Below are 14463 nucleotides of genomic sequence, written 5' to 3' on the forward strand. Positions count from 1 at the left end.
GCCATTATTCTCCACGCGGCAGAGTGAGGGTGACGCTGGTCCCTTGCCCCGGCTCGGAGACGAGGTCGACGCTGCCGCCATGCGCTTCCACGAACTGGCGCACCAAGGGCAATCCGAGCCCTTGATTGGCACCGTCGCCATGGCGCCCGAACCGCACGAAAACGTCGAACAGATGCGCCTGTGTCTTGGCGTCGATACCCGGGCCGTCATCTGACACGATGATTCGCACCACGTCCGGCGCGGGCTGCACATGCACAAGCACCCGCCCGCCCCGGCTCACGAAACTCACTCCGTTGTCCACCACATGGGCGAGAGCCTGCCGCAGCCGCCGCTCATCGCCCGACACGGTTCCCGGCTCCTGCTCGAACGACATGTCCACCGTCACGTCGCGCGAATCTGCCTTGTCGCTCAAGCCCTCGACCACCTGCCGCACCATCGCGGCCACATCGATGTCGCGCCTCTCGATGGGCAGGCCGCCCGCTGCGCCCTGCGTCAGGTCCAGCACATTATCGATCAGCCGCGTCAGCCGCGTCGTCGCCGTCATGATGGCATTCACATAATCACGCGACTGGGCGCTCAATTCGCCCGCATAGCCGGCTTCCATCATCTCGGCGAAGCCGACGATGGAGGTGAGCGGCGTGCGCAACTCGTAGCTCATGTTGGAGACGAACGCGGTCTTCACCCGGTCTGCATCCTCCAGCGCCTCATTGCGATCCCGCAGGGCCTGCTCGATGTGGCGGCTGTCGGTGGTGTCGAGCATGGTGAACAGTGCGTTGCCGTCCGGCAGCGGGATGGCCGCAAATTCGAAGAAGCGCCCGTCGGCAAAGGCGATGCGCCCGCCGCGCTGGCGGCGCTCCATCGTCGCGGCCCGAATGAGCTGGTGGACAAGACCTGCCTGTTCGGGTCGCGCCAGGCGATCCGCCAGCGCCGACATGAGTTCATCGACGCGCGGATGCGCCGCCATGGTCGTGTCGGGCACGGACCAGATCTTGGTGAAGCGGCTGTTCCACAGATGCAGACGACCGTCGGAGGCGAACACGGCAATCGCCTCGAACAGATTGTCGAGCGTCGCGGTGCGCACCCGCAGCAGCGTATCGCGCGCGGAGGCCAGCTGGACATGCTCGGTACGGTCCTCGAAGATGACCAGCAGGCCGCCATCGGGCAGCGGCTGGGCGTAGACGCGCAGATGCACGCCATCACGCAGGCGCCACTGCTCCTCATGCGCGGAGGGCGAGAGGAACCAGTTGCGGCGCTCCTGCCGCCACGCGCGGAAATCCGGTGTGTCGGGCACCTGCCCGCTGTCCCGCATGGCATCCAGCACCCGGTCGAAATGGGTATCGAACGCCGCTGTCTCCGGCGTCAGGCCGAACAGGCTGAGGAAGGGCTGATTGCAGAACTGCAGCAGTTGATTGGCGCCGAACTGGACGACGCCGGCCGACAGCCTGTCCAGCATGTCCCGGTTCGCCTGCGAGAGGTGGCGCAGCTCGGCCCGCACCTCCTCCAGCTCCTGCATGTCGATGGCGTAACCTGCAACACCCGAGGGGCCGAGCGGGACATCGACGACCTTCATCAAGCGGCGCTTGCCATCGATGGTGACCGGCAGCATCCGGGCGGTCGGGGCCTTGCGCGCGGCGGCATTGGCAGCGGATGCGCGCGGGGAAATGCCGTCGACTGCTTCGACAAGCTCAATGCCCTGCTCGATCACATCCTGCGCGGACTTTCCGTCCACCGCCTTCACATAGGCGCTGTTGACCAGGCTGATCTGATGATCGGCGCCGCGATGCCACACCGGCATGGGCGCCGCCTCGATCACGCCCGAGAGCGCATCGAGCGCCTGGCGATATTGCCCGACCTGCCCGCGCAACTCCTGGATTTGCGCGAAGCTGTCGGTCGCGTCGAAGACCCAGAGCACCACCGTGCCGGCCTTGCCGAGCCGCGTGCCGACAGGGCCGCCGCGCACCAGCAGCATCCGGTCCGACCCGTTGACCCGCACCGGCAGCGTGAAGGGTCGGCCGCCCTGCTGCGCCGCTGCAATTTCGGTGCCGAGCGCGCGGGCATGATCTGGCTCCAAGCCGCCATCAGCCTCCAGCAGCGCATCAAGGTCGGTGGGCGCCGTCTCGCGGCCGAGCCATGCGGCCAGCCTGTCCGGCGCATCCAGCTTGCCATCGGGGCGAATGAGCAGGGGGACGGCGGGCGCGGAATTCAGCAGATCGACCAGTTGCGCGGCGTGCGTGCGCGCCAGCGCCGCCTTGCGCCGCATCGAGAGGCCGGTGAACAGCGCCCAGACCGCCAGCACCAGCCACACGGCCAGCACGGCACCCACGATCAGCGGAAAGAACGGGACATTGGCAATCACGGGAGTGGATTACGGGCCAATCCACCGTGAGACAAGGTCGGCTTGCGCCTTCTTTGGCGTTGGCCGGATAAGAAACGGAAACGGCGCCCTCAGAGCGCCGGGCCGTCCTTCGTCACCGTCCAGGTCTGCCCCTGGCTCACCAACTTCTGCAGGTCCGGCGTCTTACCCTTGGCCAGCAGGGCATTCTGCTCCACCACGGCCTGCTCGAAGCTCGCCTTGGGGGCATCGTAGAGCACGCCCAGCGCCATCGGGAACAGGCCGAAGGGCATTTCCACCAGCATATGCGCAACGGCGCGGTTGGTGACGTCATGGACGATCACGCCGGCTGCCTGCCAGTCGCCGTCGACCACATCCACGACCTTGAGCGTCAGCGCCTCGCGGTCGAGCGCGATGCCCTTAGCGCCCTTATCGAAAAGCAACGGCTTGCCATGCTCCACCCAGAGCTGGCCGACATCGGCATTCTTCTTCTCGGTGAAGTCGGCGAACACATCCTTGTTGTACACGATGCAGTTCTGGAAAATTTCCACGAACGCCGCGCCCTTGTGCTCATAGGCGGCCTTGAGCACGTCCGGCAGCTGCTTGGACACGTCGTAGGCCCGCGCGATGAACCGGGCACCCGAGCCGAGCGCGAAGGCGCAGGGCCGCGCCGGATGGTCGACCGAACCGAAGGGCGTGGATGGGCTCCTGGTTCCCTCCCGGCTGGTCGGCGAATACTGCCCCTTGGTGAGGCCGTAGATCTCGTTGTTGAACAGCAGGATCTGGCAATCGAGGTTGCGACGCAGGATGTGCATCGTGTGGTTGCCGCCGATGGAAAGGCCGTCGCCGTCGCCGGTGACGATCCATACGTCCAGCTCGGGATTGGCCAGCTTCACGCCCGTCGCCACCGCCGGCGCGCGGCCGTGGATGGTGTGGAAGCCGTAGCTCTCGACATAATAAGGAAAGCGTGAGGAGCAGCCGATGCCCGAGACAAACACGGTGTTCTTGGGGTCCGCGCCCAGCTGCGGCAGCGTGCGCTGCACGGCCTTGAGGATGGCGTAGTCACCGCAACCCGGGCACCAGCGCACCTCCTGATCGGTCTCCCAGTCCTTGAGGCTTGTCTCGACGCGCGGCTTGGTCAATGTGGTCATGTCGTTCATGCGAGCATCCCCTCGATGGCCGCCTCGATTTCCGCGATGCGGAAAGGCTGACCCGAGATCTTGTTGAGCGGGCGGGCATCCAGCAGATACTGGTCGCGCAGCACGGTCTTGAGCTGGCCGGTGTTCATCTCCGGCACGAGAATCTTTTCGTAGCCAGCGAGCAGCTCACCGAAATTTTCCGGCAGCGGCCAGATATGGCGGATGTGGATGTGCGAGACATCCAGCCCCTTGCGCCGGGCGCGCCGGACCGCCTGATGGATCGGGCCGTAGGTCGAGCCCCAGCCGACGACGACGAGCTTGCCGCTCTCCTCGCCCAGCGACACATCTTGCCGCACACCCTTGGCGATGCCCAGCACCTTGTCGCGGCGCAGTTCGGTCATCGCCTGGTGATTGGCCGGCGCATAATTGATGTGGCCGGTGTTCACTTCCTTCTCGATGCCGCCGATGCGGTGCATGAGATCGGGCGTGCCCGGCTTGATCCACGGCCGCGCCAGCTTCTCATTGCGGGCATAAGGCTTGAGCCCGCCTTCCGGCACCGCATCCAGGAACTTGACGGCAAACGGCGTGTAGCCGCTCATATCCGGCACTTTCCAAGGCTCGGCGGCGTTGGCGATATAACCATCGGTTAGCAGCATCACCGGCGTCATATATTCAATGGCGATCCGGCAGGCCTCGATGGCGCAATCGAACGCATCGGCGGGCGAGCGGGCGGCAATGACCGGCATCGGCGCATCGCCGTTGCGGCCATAGACGGCCTGATAGAGGTCGGACTGTTCGGTCTTGGTCGGCAGGCCGGTCGAGGGACCGCCGCGCTGCGAGTTCACGATCACCAACGGCAGCTCGGTCATGACCGCAAGGCCGATCGCCTCGCCCTTGAGCGCAATGCCGGGGCCGGACGAGCTGGTCACACCGAGCGAACCGGCATAGCTCGCGCCGATCGCGCTGGCGATGGCGGCAATCTCGTCCTCGGCCTGGAATGTCGTCACGCCATATTCCTTGAGGCGCGAGAGATGATGCAGGATCGAGCTGGCCGGGGTGATCGGGTAGCCGCCGAAGAACATCGGCAGGCTGGCCAGCTGCGCACCGGCCACGAGGCCGAGCGAGATCGCTTCGGCGCCCGTCACCGTGCGGTAAAGCCCCTCGGGCGCAGGCGCCGGGGCGACATGGAGCTGCTTGAGCGGCGCGGCCAGCTCGGCGGTCTCGCCATAGGCGTGGCCGGCATTGAGCGCGGCGATGTTGGCATCGGCAATTTCCGGCGCCTTGGCGAACTTGGCCTTCAACCAGTCGATGATCGGCTGGCGGCTGCGGTCGAACATCCACAAGGCCAGGCCCAGCGTCCACATGTTCTTGGAGCGCAGCGCTTCCTTATTACCGAGGCCGAACGGCTTCACGCTCTCCAGCGTGAGCGCCGAGATGTCGAAGGCCAGCACCTGCCAACGCGCCAGCGAGCCATCCTCGAGCGGATTGCTCTCATATTTGGCCTTGGCAAGATTGCGATCGTTGAACTCGCCGGTGTCCGCGATGATGAGGCCGCCGGGCTTCAGATCAACCACATTGGTCTTGAGCGCTGCCGGGTTCATCGCGATCAGGATGTCCGGTGCATCGCCGGCCGTGGTAATCTCAGACGAACCGAAGTTGATCTGGAACGCCGAAACGCCGAACAGCGTGCCCTGCGGCGCACGAATTTCCGCGGGAAAGTCAGGGAACGTCGCCAGATCGTTGCCGGCAAGCGCAGTGGACAGGGTGAACTGGCCGCCGGTCAGCTGCATGCCATCGCCGCTATCCCCCGCAAAACGGACGACGACAGCTTCGGGGGCAGCCTCTTCGCTGCTGACGGGAATGGTCGATGTGGATGCGGCAGATGCCATGCTCAGACTCTAGTAATGCAGTGGTTGCATCGCCCCTAGTCCGTCGAGCCCAGCCGAGCAAAGTAGAAAAGCTGCGCGCGACAGAGCATTGCCTTTTTCTCTCCGGCTTGCCATCGCGGCCGTGAACTTCTTTTAACGGATGAAATCGCGACCGCGTCATGACCAAGATCGACCCCGCCTCTCTCCCCTACCGCCCCTGCGTCGGCATCATGCTGGCGAACCGTCAGGGCGAGGTGTTCGTGGGCCAGCGACTCGATTCCAAGGAAGGCGATGCCTGGCAGATGCCGCAGGGCGGCATCGACAAGGGCGAGACGGCAGAGCAGGCACTACTGCGCGAACTGGGCGAGGAAACCGGCATTGTGGCCGATCTCGTCGACATCATCGCCCGCTCGACCGAGGAGCATCTTTACGATCTGCCCGAAGAGCTGATGGGCCGGCTGTGGGGCGGCAAATATCGCGGCCAGACGCAACGCTGGTTCCTGCTGCGCTTCAAGGGCGAGGACAGCGATATCGACATTGCTACCGAGCATCAGGAGTTCATGGCGTGGCAGTGGGTCACGTCCGACCGGCTGGTGGATCTGATCGTGCCGTTCAAGCGCCCGGTTTATCGCGCCGTCGTGCAGGAATTTGCGCACCTGCTCTAAAATCGGGGCCGGCGGGATCGCCGGCACCGTGCCATCCTGACACATCTGGCGAACGCGACCGTCTCCTGCGATTGCGCATGGTTAACACGATCCTTACCTTTGCGGTCCGCCCCTTCGGACTCGCGATGCACAGGACCAGAGATGCGCAAGATCGCCCGCCTCTTCACCATTCGCACCAAGTTCGAGGCCTATCTCGCGATCTTCGGCGTCGCCATGGGCGCGACCGCGCGGGGTGCCCATTATCTTGAGGTCTATCCCGGCTTTGCGGGCTATCTGCTCTACGCCAGCTGCTGCGGAGCGGTGATGATCGTGGGCGGCCTGATGATCGATGGGGTGACCCTCAAGCAGACTTATTGCCACTAACGCCAAGGCGCACCCAGTTCGGCCATGTCTTGCGCTCGATTGTTGAACCGGGAATAGGTTAGCGATCCGCCTTCCATGGATCACGAAAGACCTGCGATGACCTCAGCAAGCCAGACCCGCGCCCTCCTCGCGCGCTATTATGACGCCTTCAATGCCGGCGATGCCGAGACCATGCTGGCCTGCCTCGCCGACGATGTGGTGCATGATATCAATCAGGGCGAGCGGGAATCCGGCAAGGACGCCTTCCGCGCCTTTCTGGGCCGCATGGACCGCGCCTATCGTGAGCGCCTCGCCGACATCGCGCTGATGGTGAATGAGGAGGGCAGTCGCGCCGCGGCGGAATTCGTCGTCCATGGTGAGTATCTCGTCGGCGAGGACGGCCTGCCTCCCGCGCATGGCCAAAGCTATGTGCTGCCGGCCGCGGCCTTCTTCGAGGTGCGGGACGAGCTGATCCGCCGTGTCACGGTGTACTACAATCTTGCCGACTGGATCGCGCAGGTCACCCAGCAAGACGCGCAGGCGTGAGCAACCTGACCGTCGAGACGCTGCGGGACCGCGAGGCGCGCCATGCCGCCATCGACGATCTCGCCCGCCTGCGCATCACCGTCTTTCGCGAATGGCCCTATCTGTACGATGGCTCGGTCGACTACGAGCAGCGCTATCTGAGCGCGTTTCTGGAAGGGACGGATGCGGCTTTGGTCATCGCCCGCGATGGCAGCGCCATCATCGGCGCAGCCACGGCCTCGCCCATGAGCGGGCAGGACGAACCATTGCAGGCGCCGTTCCGCGCGCGGGGCATGGAGGTGGATCGGCTCTTCTACTTCGGCGAGTCCGTGCTGCTCGGTGCCTATCGTGGGCATGGGCTCGGCCACGCCTTTTTCGATGCGCGCGAAGCCGCCGCACGCGAGGCCGGCGCGACGGCGACCTGCTTTTGCGGCGTCATCCGCCCTGCCGATCATCCGCTGCGCCCAGCCGATGCCCGCGACCTTGGCCCATTCTGGCGCAAGCGGGGCTATCAGCCGTTGGAAGGCGTCATGGCGGACTATCGCTGGAAAGACATCGACCAGACGGACGAGACCAGCCACCCGATGCAGTTCTGGTCCCGCGACCTGTAGCGCTTAGAATAGCTTGCGGAAGCTCAACCGGGCGGTGCGGCCCAGCGGATCGATGAAGGCGGGCTGATAGGCGAAGGGCACCGCGCCATTGCCATCCGTGACGCGCTGACGTGCATCGAAGACATTCTCGACCCCCAGTTGCAGCCGCGCGCCGCGCAGGAACGAGGCTTTCTCGATCAGGCCGGGCATCTGATTGAAGTTCACGAACGCCCGCACGTCCACCTTGGCCAGCGCACCGAAGCGCAGCTGGCTGGCCGGCAGCCCTGCGGTGCCATTGACGCGCGAGGGGCTGCGCCAGCTGCCGGTCAGCCGCAGACCATAGCCGCTCTGCGAAACGCCGGTGCGCAACTCGATCAGATGCCGCGACGGCCCGCTGGTGTCCCCCAGCGTATCGCCATCCAGCAGATCGAGCACGGGCAGGCTCGGGGCCAATTGCGTGGTGTTGGTAAGCGCCCATTCGTGGTGGATCGAGAAATCGACACGTCCGCCGCCGCCTGCGCCGCCTCGTCCACCGGGGCCACCGGAGCCACCGGGACCAAAGCCGCCCGGCCGGGGACCGGGTGCATCGCCCGGAGGGGGTCCATCCGCGCCGGGTGGCGTCTCGGCTCCGGGCTGTCCGCCCCTGCCCGGCCGATCCGCACCGCCCGTTTCCCCGCGTGGGGCCCGCTCGGCCTGCCGCCGCTGGAACGCAGCCCGCATGGCATCGATCTGGCTCTGCGGGGTGGCAAGGCGCTTGCTGAAGCTGAAACCCCAGCGGAGCACTTCCCGCGTCTGCTCGGCGATGTTGATCGGGCGCAGGTCTACCTGCGTGAGGCGGCCGCTTTCATCGCGCAGGAACCGCTCCGGGAAAGCGCCGATGGCGTCCGCCGTCACGCCCGGAAAGGCCGACACGCCACCCTCGGTCGCGCGGTGATTGTAGGATATGTCGAACCGCAGGCGCGGCTCGCGTAGCACCGAGATGTCCGCCCCGAGCCGGAACGTCTTCACCCGCGCCTTGTCGAGATCGGGATTGCCGCCGGTGATTGTTGTCACCAGCACGGATTCGCCGCGCGCGAAATCGAAGATCGGTACGAAGGGCGTAAAGGTCTGCGCGTCGCCGATCTGAGCCACCGTCGCGGCGGAGTCTTCATCGCTGTAACCGGCCGAGAGGGACAGGAAGCCAAGCGGCGACCAGTTGAGACCCAGCCCGAAGTTCCGCAACGTGCCGGCATCCGAATAATGATCGAGCCCGAGCGTGGCATTGGCGGACATGCGTCCGATGCCCGAGGAGGCGGGCATGAGGGGGATGTCCACGGTGAGCGACCCGGTCGCGCTGTCCCGCCCAAGGTCGCGAACCGAAGGGACCAGATCGCGCTCGCGCATATTCTCGATCCGCGTGAGCGCGCCGCCCAGCTTCATCGTGGCCATGACCTCACCGGCCGGCAGCCTGAACAGCGGCCGGTTATGGATGAAGGTGATGTCCGCCGTATCCGAGGTGCTGCGTGTGAGGTCCGCAGCGCGCGCGTTGAGAAAGGCGGCATCGATCGGCAGGCTGGGGTCAGCCGCCGGATCGCCTGCCGCCAATGCGTCGGCATAATCTGACAGATCGAACGGGCGGCCCGTGATGACGCGGCTCTCGGCACGCGCATAATTGGCGGTGAGCGTCCATTGCCCCGTGCTGCGCTCGGCATTGACGGTGAGGCCGACCGTGCCGGTCTGGCTCTTGGAGGCGCGCCCCAGAGCGCCGGCGCCGGCCAGTTGCGGGTAGAACAGCAGATCGTCGGTGCCCGGCACATAAGGCGATCCGGCGGGAATCGTCACGCCCGGCAGAGTGAGGCCAACCAGACTGTCCCGCCGGTTGGTGACCAGCTCGCCGCTCAGTGTCGCCTTGGTGCGTTCGCCCAGGGGACGGCTATAGCTGGCATTGAGCGTGAGCGTCTCCTGCGCGGCCTGGAGACTGCGCGCCGGGCTCTCTGCACGGTCCAGCCCGCGATCGCTCTCCAGAATCGGATCGATGCTCTCATGCTCGGCACTGATGTTCACCCGCTGGCTGTTGCGGATCAGGAAGAGCCCGCCCTCCAGCTCCAGCGAAGCGCCATTGCCAGCGGTCGGTACGCGGCCGTCGACCTCGGCCGTGACCGCGCGGAAGCGCTGGCGCAGGACGATGTTCATCACCTTCTGGTCGGCGCCGTAACCATAACGAAGGCCAACCTCTTCCGGCAGGATGTCGATCCGCGCGATGGCCTCGGCCGGCAGGCGGGCGATCTCGCGGAAGCCGGAAATGCGGTGCCCTTCGAGCAACGTCACCGGCGGCTTCCCGCTCGCGCTCTGCAGCTCAGGACCGAGTTCGGTCAGCAGGTCGCTGATCGTGCTGACGCCCAGGGCCCGGATGTCGGCGGGTCGCAGCTGCAACTCAGGGGTGGCATTGCCGATGACCGCGCCCCGCTCGCGCTGACCGCTCACCACGATCTCCTCGATATCCGTCCCCACGCCCTCATCGAGATGGGTATCCGCTTCCTGCGCCTGCCCCGCTGCGGGCATCAGGGCAAAGGACGAGGTCGCCAGGAACAGTGCGGCGGCAGTGCGTCGGTTGGCGGGCATAGAAACCTTCAGAACGAGGGAGAGCCGAGGCTCGACCGGATGGGGATGGCAAACAGCGAAACGGGTTCATTTCTGGCCTGTCCGCCAAGACCGCATTGCAAAATGCCGCCGCCGCCTTCAATCCTGCAATTTGTACTAAAATGTCACCCCGTCCGTAGCGGGGATGGCACACATAAGAGGAGAGGCGCGCAATGACTTTGCCCATTGAAGACAGGCTCGGCCTGCAGGATCTTATCGCCAATTATAGCTGGGCGCTGGATACCGGCGATGTCGATGCGCTGGTCGCCTGCTTCACCCCCGATGCGCGCATGGTGGAAGAGGTCTTCGAGGATCCAGACATCTGGGAAGGCCATGAGGGCATTCGCGGCATTGCCGAGCATTATCGCAATGCGCCGGGCTTTCCGGGCCGGCAGCATCATGTCACCCAGACGCAGTTCATGCCGCAGCCGGACGGATCGGTGAAGATGCGCTCCTTCGCCTTCGTGACCGAATGCGAGGGCGAGCCGCCCTATCTGCTGCGCTTTGCCGGCTGGTATGACGACCATGCCGTGAAAGGGGCGGACGGCGCCTGGCTGTTCCATCGTCGCACCGTGCGCCTTTGGGATGGCGAAGTGCTGAAGAACTTCCCCGGCAAGGGCGAATGGGTGCCGCGCAAGCGCCCGGAATCGCTCATCATCAAGCGGTAACCCGCCCGTCACCCCGCCTTCGCGCCGACCAGGGCCAGCACCCGGTCGGCATAGTCGGGGCGACAGATCAGCAGATCGGGCATGTAGACATTGGCCTGGTTGTAGCGCAGCGGCGTGCCGTCGATGCGGGAGCAATGCAAACCATGGGCCAGCGCGACGGCGACGGGTGCGCAACTGTCCCACTCATATTGGCCGCCGCTGTGCAGGTAGATATCCGCCGCGCCGCGCACGACCGCCATCGCCTTGGCGCCGGCCGAGCCCATCGGGACCAGCTCGGCACCCAGCGCCTGCGCGACCGACAGCGCCTCGGGCGCCGGGCGAGTGCGGCTGACGACCATGCGGGGCGTCGCAGGTGCCGGCGCCACAGCGATGGGCCGGTCCGAGCGCATCACCAGCCCCATGTCCGGCAGGGCGACGGCGCCAAGCGACGCCACGCCATCCACGGCCAGCGCGACATGGACCGCCCAGTCCGCCCGCGCCTCACCATATTCGCGCGTGCCATCGACCGGATCGACGATCCAGACCCGGGACTTGGCGAGCCGATCCTTCGTATCGCGGCTCTCTTCGGAGAGCAGGCCGTCGTCGGGTCTCTCGCGTCCGAGGGCCTCGCACAGATAGGCATTGGCGAGCGCATCGCCCTCATCGCCGAGCCCCTTTCCGTCGAAGCGCGCTTCATCCCGCAAGGCGAGCAGCCGCCGGCCCGCTTCCTCCGCGAGGTGCGCGGCCAGCTCTGCGTCCGTCACAGATCCGGGCTCCACACGCCCACGATCCGCTCGACGATGAGGTCCGCCGCCTGCTCGGGCGTGAGGGCCTGGGTGTCGATGCGGATTTCCGGCTTCTCGGGCGCTTCATAGGGGCTGTCGATCCCGGTGAAGTTCTTGAGCTCCCCGGCGCGGGCCTTCTTGTAGAGGCCCTTGACGTCCCGCCGCTCCGCCTCGGCCAGCGGGGTATCCACGAACACCTCGATGAACTCGCCGGCCGGCAGCATCGCGCGGACCATGTCTCGCTCGGCACGGAAGGGCGAGATGAAGGCGGTGATCACGATCAGCCCGGCATCGGCCATCAGCTTGGTGACCTCACCGACGCGGCGGATATTCTCGATCCGGTCGGCCTCGGTAAAGCCCAGATCCTTGTTCAGGCCATGGCGGACATTGTCGCCATCGAGCAGGAAGCTGTGTCGGCCTAGCGCGAACAGCTTCTTCTCGACGATGTTGGCGATGGTCGACTTGCCCGAACCGGACAGGCCCGTGAACCAAAGCACCGCAGGCTGCTGGCCTTTCTGCGCCGCATGGGCCTCACGGCTGACATCCATCGCCTGCCAGTGGACATTCTGAGCCCGCCGCAGCGAGAAGTTCAGCATGCCCGCCGCGACGGTGGAATTGGTGATCTTGTCGATGAGGATGAAGCCGCCCAGCGTGCGGTTCTCGGCATAAGGCTCGAACACGATGGCCTTGTCGGTCGTCAGCTCTGCAACGCCGATGGCATTCAGCTCCAGCGTCTTGGCTGCGAGATGCTCCATGGTGTTGACGTTGACGACATATTTTGGCGGCTGGACCGTCGCGGAGACGGTCTGCGTGCCGATCTTGAGCCAATAGGCCCGACCCGGAATCAGGGCATCGTCGGACATCCACACAACGGTGGATTCGAACTGATCGGCGGCCTGCGGCGGGTTTTCGGCGGACGCGATCACATCGCCGCGCGAGCAGTCGACCTCATCGGCAAAGCAGAGCGTGACCGACTGGCCGGCAACGGCTTCGTCCAGATCGCCATCCAGCGTGACGATGCGCGTGACCGTGCTGGTCTTGCCCGAGGGGAGCACGCGGATGGCATCACCCGGCTTGATCGCGCCGCTGGCGACCAGGCCCGAGAAACCGCGGAAATCCAGGTTCGGCCGATTGACCCATTGCACTGGCATGCGGAACGGGCGGGCCTGATCGGCGCTGTTGTCGACCTCGACCGTCTCCAGATAATCGACCAGCGTCGGCCCCTGATACCAGGGCGTGTTGGCCGAGAGGGTCGTGATATTGTGGCCCTTGAAGCCGGAGATCGGCATGGGCACGAACTGCTCGATGCCGATTTCCTTGGCGAAAGCGGCATAATCCGCCACGATCTTGTCGAACACGGCGCGGTCGTAGCCGACCAGATCCATCTTGTTCACGGCCAGCACGATGTGGCGGATGCCGACAAGCTGCGCGAGATAGCTATGCCGCCGCGTCTGGGTCAGCACGCCCTTGCGCGCGTCGATGAGGATCACGGCGAGGTCGGCCGTCGAGGCGCCCGTCACCATGTTACGGGTATATTGCTCATGGCCCGGCGTGTCGGCGACGATGAACTTGCGCTTTTCCGTCGTGAAGAAGCGATAGGCGACATCGATGGTGATGCCCTGCTCGCGCTCGGCGGCGAGGCCATCGACCAGCAGCGCGAAGTCGATCTCCTGCCCCTGCGTGCCGACCCGCTTGCTGTCCGCCTCTAGCGCGGCAAGCTGATCCTCGAAGATCATCTTGCTGTCATACAGCAAGCGCCCGATCAGGGTCGACTTGCCGTCGTCCACGCTGCCACAGGTGATGAAGCGCAGCAGCGACTTGTGCTGATGCTGCTCCAGATAGGCATCGATATCCTGCGCGATGAGGGCATCGGTCTGGTAGACCGGCGTCTCGAGGGTGGCGTCGGCCATCAGAAATAGCCCTCCTGCTTCTTCTTCTCCATGCTGGCGGCACCACCATCCTTGTCGATGATGCGCCCCTGCCGCTCGCTGGTGGTAGTGAGCAGCATTTCCTGAATAACCTCGGACAGCGTGCTCGCCTCGCTTTCGACCGCGCCGGTGAGCGGATAGCAGCCCAGCGTGCGAAAGCGGATCGAACGCATCACCGGCTCCTCGCCGGGGCGCAGCGGGAAGCGCTCGTCATCGACCATCAGCAGCATCCCGTCGCGCTCCACCGTCGGGCGCGGCTGCGCGAAGTAGAGCGGCACGATGGGGATGCGATTGAGCTGGATATATTGCCAGATGTCCAGCTCAGTCCAGTTGCTGATCGGGAAGACACGGATGCTCTCGCCCTTGGCCTTCTTCGCATTGTAGAGGTTCCACAGCTCGGGCCGCTGGTTCTTGGGGTCCCAGCCATGGCTTGCGGTGCGGAAGGAGAAGATGCGCTCCTTGGCGCGGCTCTTCTCCTCATCGCGGCGCGCGCCGCCGAAGGCGACGTCGAAGCCGTAGAGATTGAGCGCCTGCTTGAGACCCTCGGTCTTCCACATGTCCGTGTGCAGCGGGCCATGATCGAACGGGTTGATGCCCCGCTCCTTGGCCTCGGGATTCTGGTAGACGAGCAATTCCATGCCGCTCTCTTCCGCCATGCGGTTGCGCAGCTCGTACATCGCCTTGAACTTCCAGGTCGTATCGACATGGAGCAGCGGAAAGGGCGGCGGCGCGGGATAGAAGGCCTTGCGCGCCAGATGCAGCATCACAGCGCTGTCCTTGCCCACCGAGTAGAGCATCACCGGCTTTTCCGCCTCGGCCGCCACTTCACGCATGATGTGGATGCTCTCGGCTTCGAGGCGTTCGAGGTGCGTGAGCGTACGGGTCATGGAAAGTCCTGGACTGGATGGGCCGGTGGCATTGTCGATCAATCCTGGCCGATTAATCTGGCCACGCTGCTAGCCCAGCACCAGAGGTGGTGCAGCAAGCTTTTCCTACGATCCGCCACAGTTTGGCTTGGGCAGT

General features: G+C 65.3%; 12 protein-coding genes. 5 read left to right on the forward strand and 7 right to left on the reverse strand.

What is annotated here, in order from left to right; genetic code table 11:
- Window positions 1–4: 4 nt before the first annotated feature.
- The 3 genes from M2333_RS06090 to M2333_RS06100 all read right to left on the reverse strand — a co-directional run bounded on the left by M2333_RS06090 (window position 5) and on the right by M2333_RS06100 (window position 5360).
- The gene (locus tag M2333_RS06090; RefSeq protein WP_413716519.1) at window positions 5–2353 is read right to left on the reverse strand and encodes a PAS-domain containing protein; all 2349 of its coding nucleotides are present in this window, start codon (window positions 2351–2353) and stop codon (window positions 5–7) included.
- Between the two features lie 92 nt (window positions 2354–2445).
- Window positions 2446–3492, reverse strand: coding sequence for a 2-oxoacid:ferredoxin oxidoreductase subunit beta (locus tag M2333_RS06095; RefSeq protein ID WP_264611171.1), 1047 nt, complete (start codon window positions 3490–3492; stop codon window positions 2446–2448).
- Window positions 3489–5360 carry a 2-oxoacid:acceptor oxidoreductase subunit alpha gene (locus M2333_RS06100; RefSeq protein ID WP_264611172.1) on the reverse strand — a complete coding sequence of 624 codons (1872 nt, stop codon included), beginning with the start codon at window positions 5358–5360 and terminating at the stop codon, window positions 3489–3491. The genes M2333_RS06095 and M2333_RS06100 overlap by 4 nt, the downstream gene beginning before the upstream one ends.
- A 158-nt stretch (window positions 5361–5518) precedes the next feature.
- Between M2333_RS06100 and M2333_RS06105 the strand changes: the two genes are divergently transcribed.
- From M2333_RS06105 to M2333_RS06120, 4 genes are all read left to right on the forward strand, one after another.
- A complete protein-coding gene (locus M2333_RS06105; RefSeq protein ID WP_264611173.1) occupies window positions 5519–6004 on the forward strand; it encodes an RNA pyrophosphohydrolase in 486 nt (161 codons plus the stop codon).
- A gap of 141 nt (window positions 6005–6145) precedes the next feature.
- Entirely contained in the window at window positions 6146–6367 is a 222-nt protein-coding gene (locus tag M2333_RS06110; RefSeq protein ID WP_264572683.1) for a hypothetical protein, read from the forward strand.
- Window positions 6368–6463: 96 nt separating this feature from the next.
- A complete protein-coding gene (locus M2333_RS06115) occupies window positions 6464–6892 on the forward strand; it encodes a ketosteroid isomerase-related protein (protein ID WP_264611174.1) in 429 nt (142 codons plus the stop codon).
- On the forward strand, window positions 6889–7482 hold the full coding sequence (locus tag M2333_RS06120) for a GNAT family N-acetyltransferase (protein WP_264611175.1): 594 nt from the start codon (window positions 6889–6891) through the stop codon (window positions 7480–7482). The genes M2333_RS06115 and M2333_RS06120 overlap by 4 nt, the downstream gene beginning before the upstream one ends.
- A 3-nt stretch (window positions 7483–7485) precedes the next feature.
- Here M2333_RS06120 and M2333_RS06125 read toward each other — a convergent pair whose 3' ends face one another.
- Entirely contained in the window at window positions 7486–10062 is a 2577-nt protein-coding gene (locus M2333_RS06125; protein WP_264611176.1) for a TonB-dependent receptor, read from the reverse strand.
- Between the two features lie 191 nt (window positions 10063–10253).
- On the opposite strand from M2333_RS06125, the gene M2333_RS06130 reads away from it, so the two are divergent.
- On the forward strand, window positions 10254–10748 hold the full coding sequence (locus tag M2333_RS06130) for a nuclear transport factor 2 family protein (RefSeq protein ID WP_264611177.1): 495 nt from the start codon (window positions 10254–10256) through the stop codon (window positions 10746–10748).
- Between the two features lie 8 nt (window positions 10749–10756).
- Here the strand turns inward: M2333_RS06130 and M2333_RS06135 are convergent, their stop codons facing one another.
- From M2333_RS06135 to cysD, 3 genes are read right to left on the reverse strand one after another with little or no spacing between them, the layout of a single operon-like run.
- Window positions 10757–11491 carry a 3'(2'),5'-bisphosphate nucleotidase CysQ gene (locus tag M2333_RS06135; protein WP_264611178.1) on the reverse strand — a complete coding sequence of 245 codons (735 nt, stop codon included), beginning with the start codon at window positions 11489–11491 and terminating at the stop codon, window positions 10757–10759.
- Complete coding sequence (cysN, locus tag M2333_RS06140) at window positions 11488–13422, reverse strand: sulfate adenylyltransferase subunit CysN (protein WP_264611179.1); 1935 nt, start codon at window positions 13420–13422, stop codon at window positions 11488–11490. The genes M2333_RS06135 and cysN overlap by 4 nt, the downstream gene beginning before the upstream one ends.
- The gene (gene cysD / locus M2333_RS06145; protein WP_181559499.1) at window positions 13422–14327 is read right to left on the reverse strand and encodes a sulfate adenylyltransferase subunit CysD; all 906 of its coding nucleotides are present in this window, start codon (window positions 14325–14327) and stop codon (window positions 13422–13424) included. The genes cysN and cysD overlap by 1 nt, the downstream gene beginning before the upstream one ends.
- Window positions 14328–14463: the final 136 nt, after the last annotated feature.

The organism is Sphingobium sp. B11D3B, assembly GCF_025961735.1.
Lineage (GTDB): Bacteria > Pseudomonadota > Alphaproteobacteria > Sphingomonadales > Sphingomonadaceae > Sphingobium.

Excerpts from the sequence above, each read along its gene's own strand:
- M2333_RS06095 (WP_264611171.1), bottom strand. The coding sequence starts at position 3,492 with ATGAACGACATGACCACATTGACCAAGCCGCGCGTCGAGACAAGCCTC.
- M2333_RS06100 (WP_264611172.1), bottom strand. The coding sequence starts at position 5,360 with ATGGCATCTGCCGCATCCACATCGACCATTCCCGTCAGCAGCGAAGAG.
- M2333_RS06105 (WP_264611173.1), top strand. The coding sequence starts at position 5,519 with ATGACCAAGATCGACCCCGCCTCTCTCCCCTACCGCCCCTGCGTCGGC.
- M2333_RS06110 (WP_264572683.1), top strand. The coding sequence starts at position 6,146 with ATGCGCAAGATCGCCCGCCTCTTCACCATTCGCACCAAGTTCGAGGCC.
- M2333_RS06115 (WP_264611174.1), top strand. The coding sequence starts at position 6,464 with ATGACCTCAGCAAGCCAGACCCGCGCCCTCCTCGCGCGCTATTATGAC.
- M2333_RS06125 (WP_264611176.1), bottom strand. The coding sequence starts at position 10,062 with ATGCCCGCCAACCGACGCACTGCCGCCGCACTGTTCCTGGCGACCTCG.
- M2333_RS06130 (WP_264611177.1), top strand. The coding sequence starts at position 10,254 with ATGACTTTGCCCATTGAAGACAGGCTCGGCCTGCAGGATCTTATCGCC.
- cysN (WP_264611179.1), bottom strand. The coding sequence starts at position 13,422 with ATGGCCGACGCCACCCTCGAGACGCCGGTCTACCAGACCGATGCCCTC.
- cysD (WP_181559499.1), bottom strand. The coding sequence starts at position 14,327 with ATGACCCGTACGCTCACGCACCTCGAACGCCTCGAAGCCGAGAGCATC.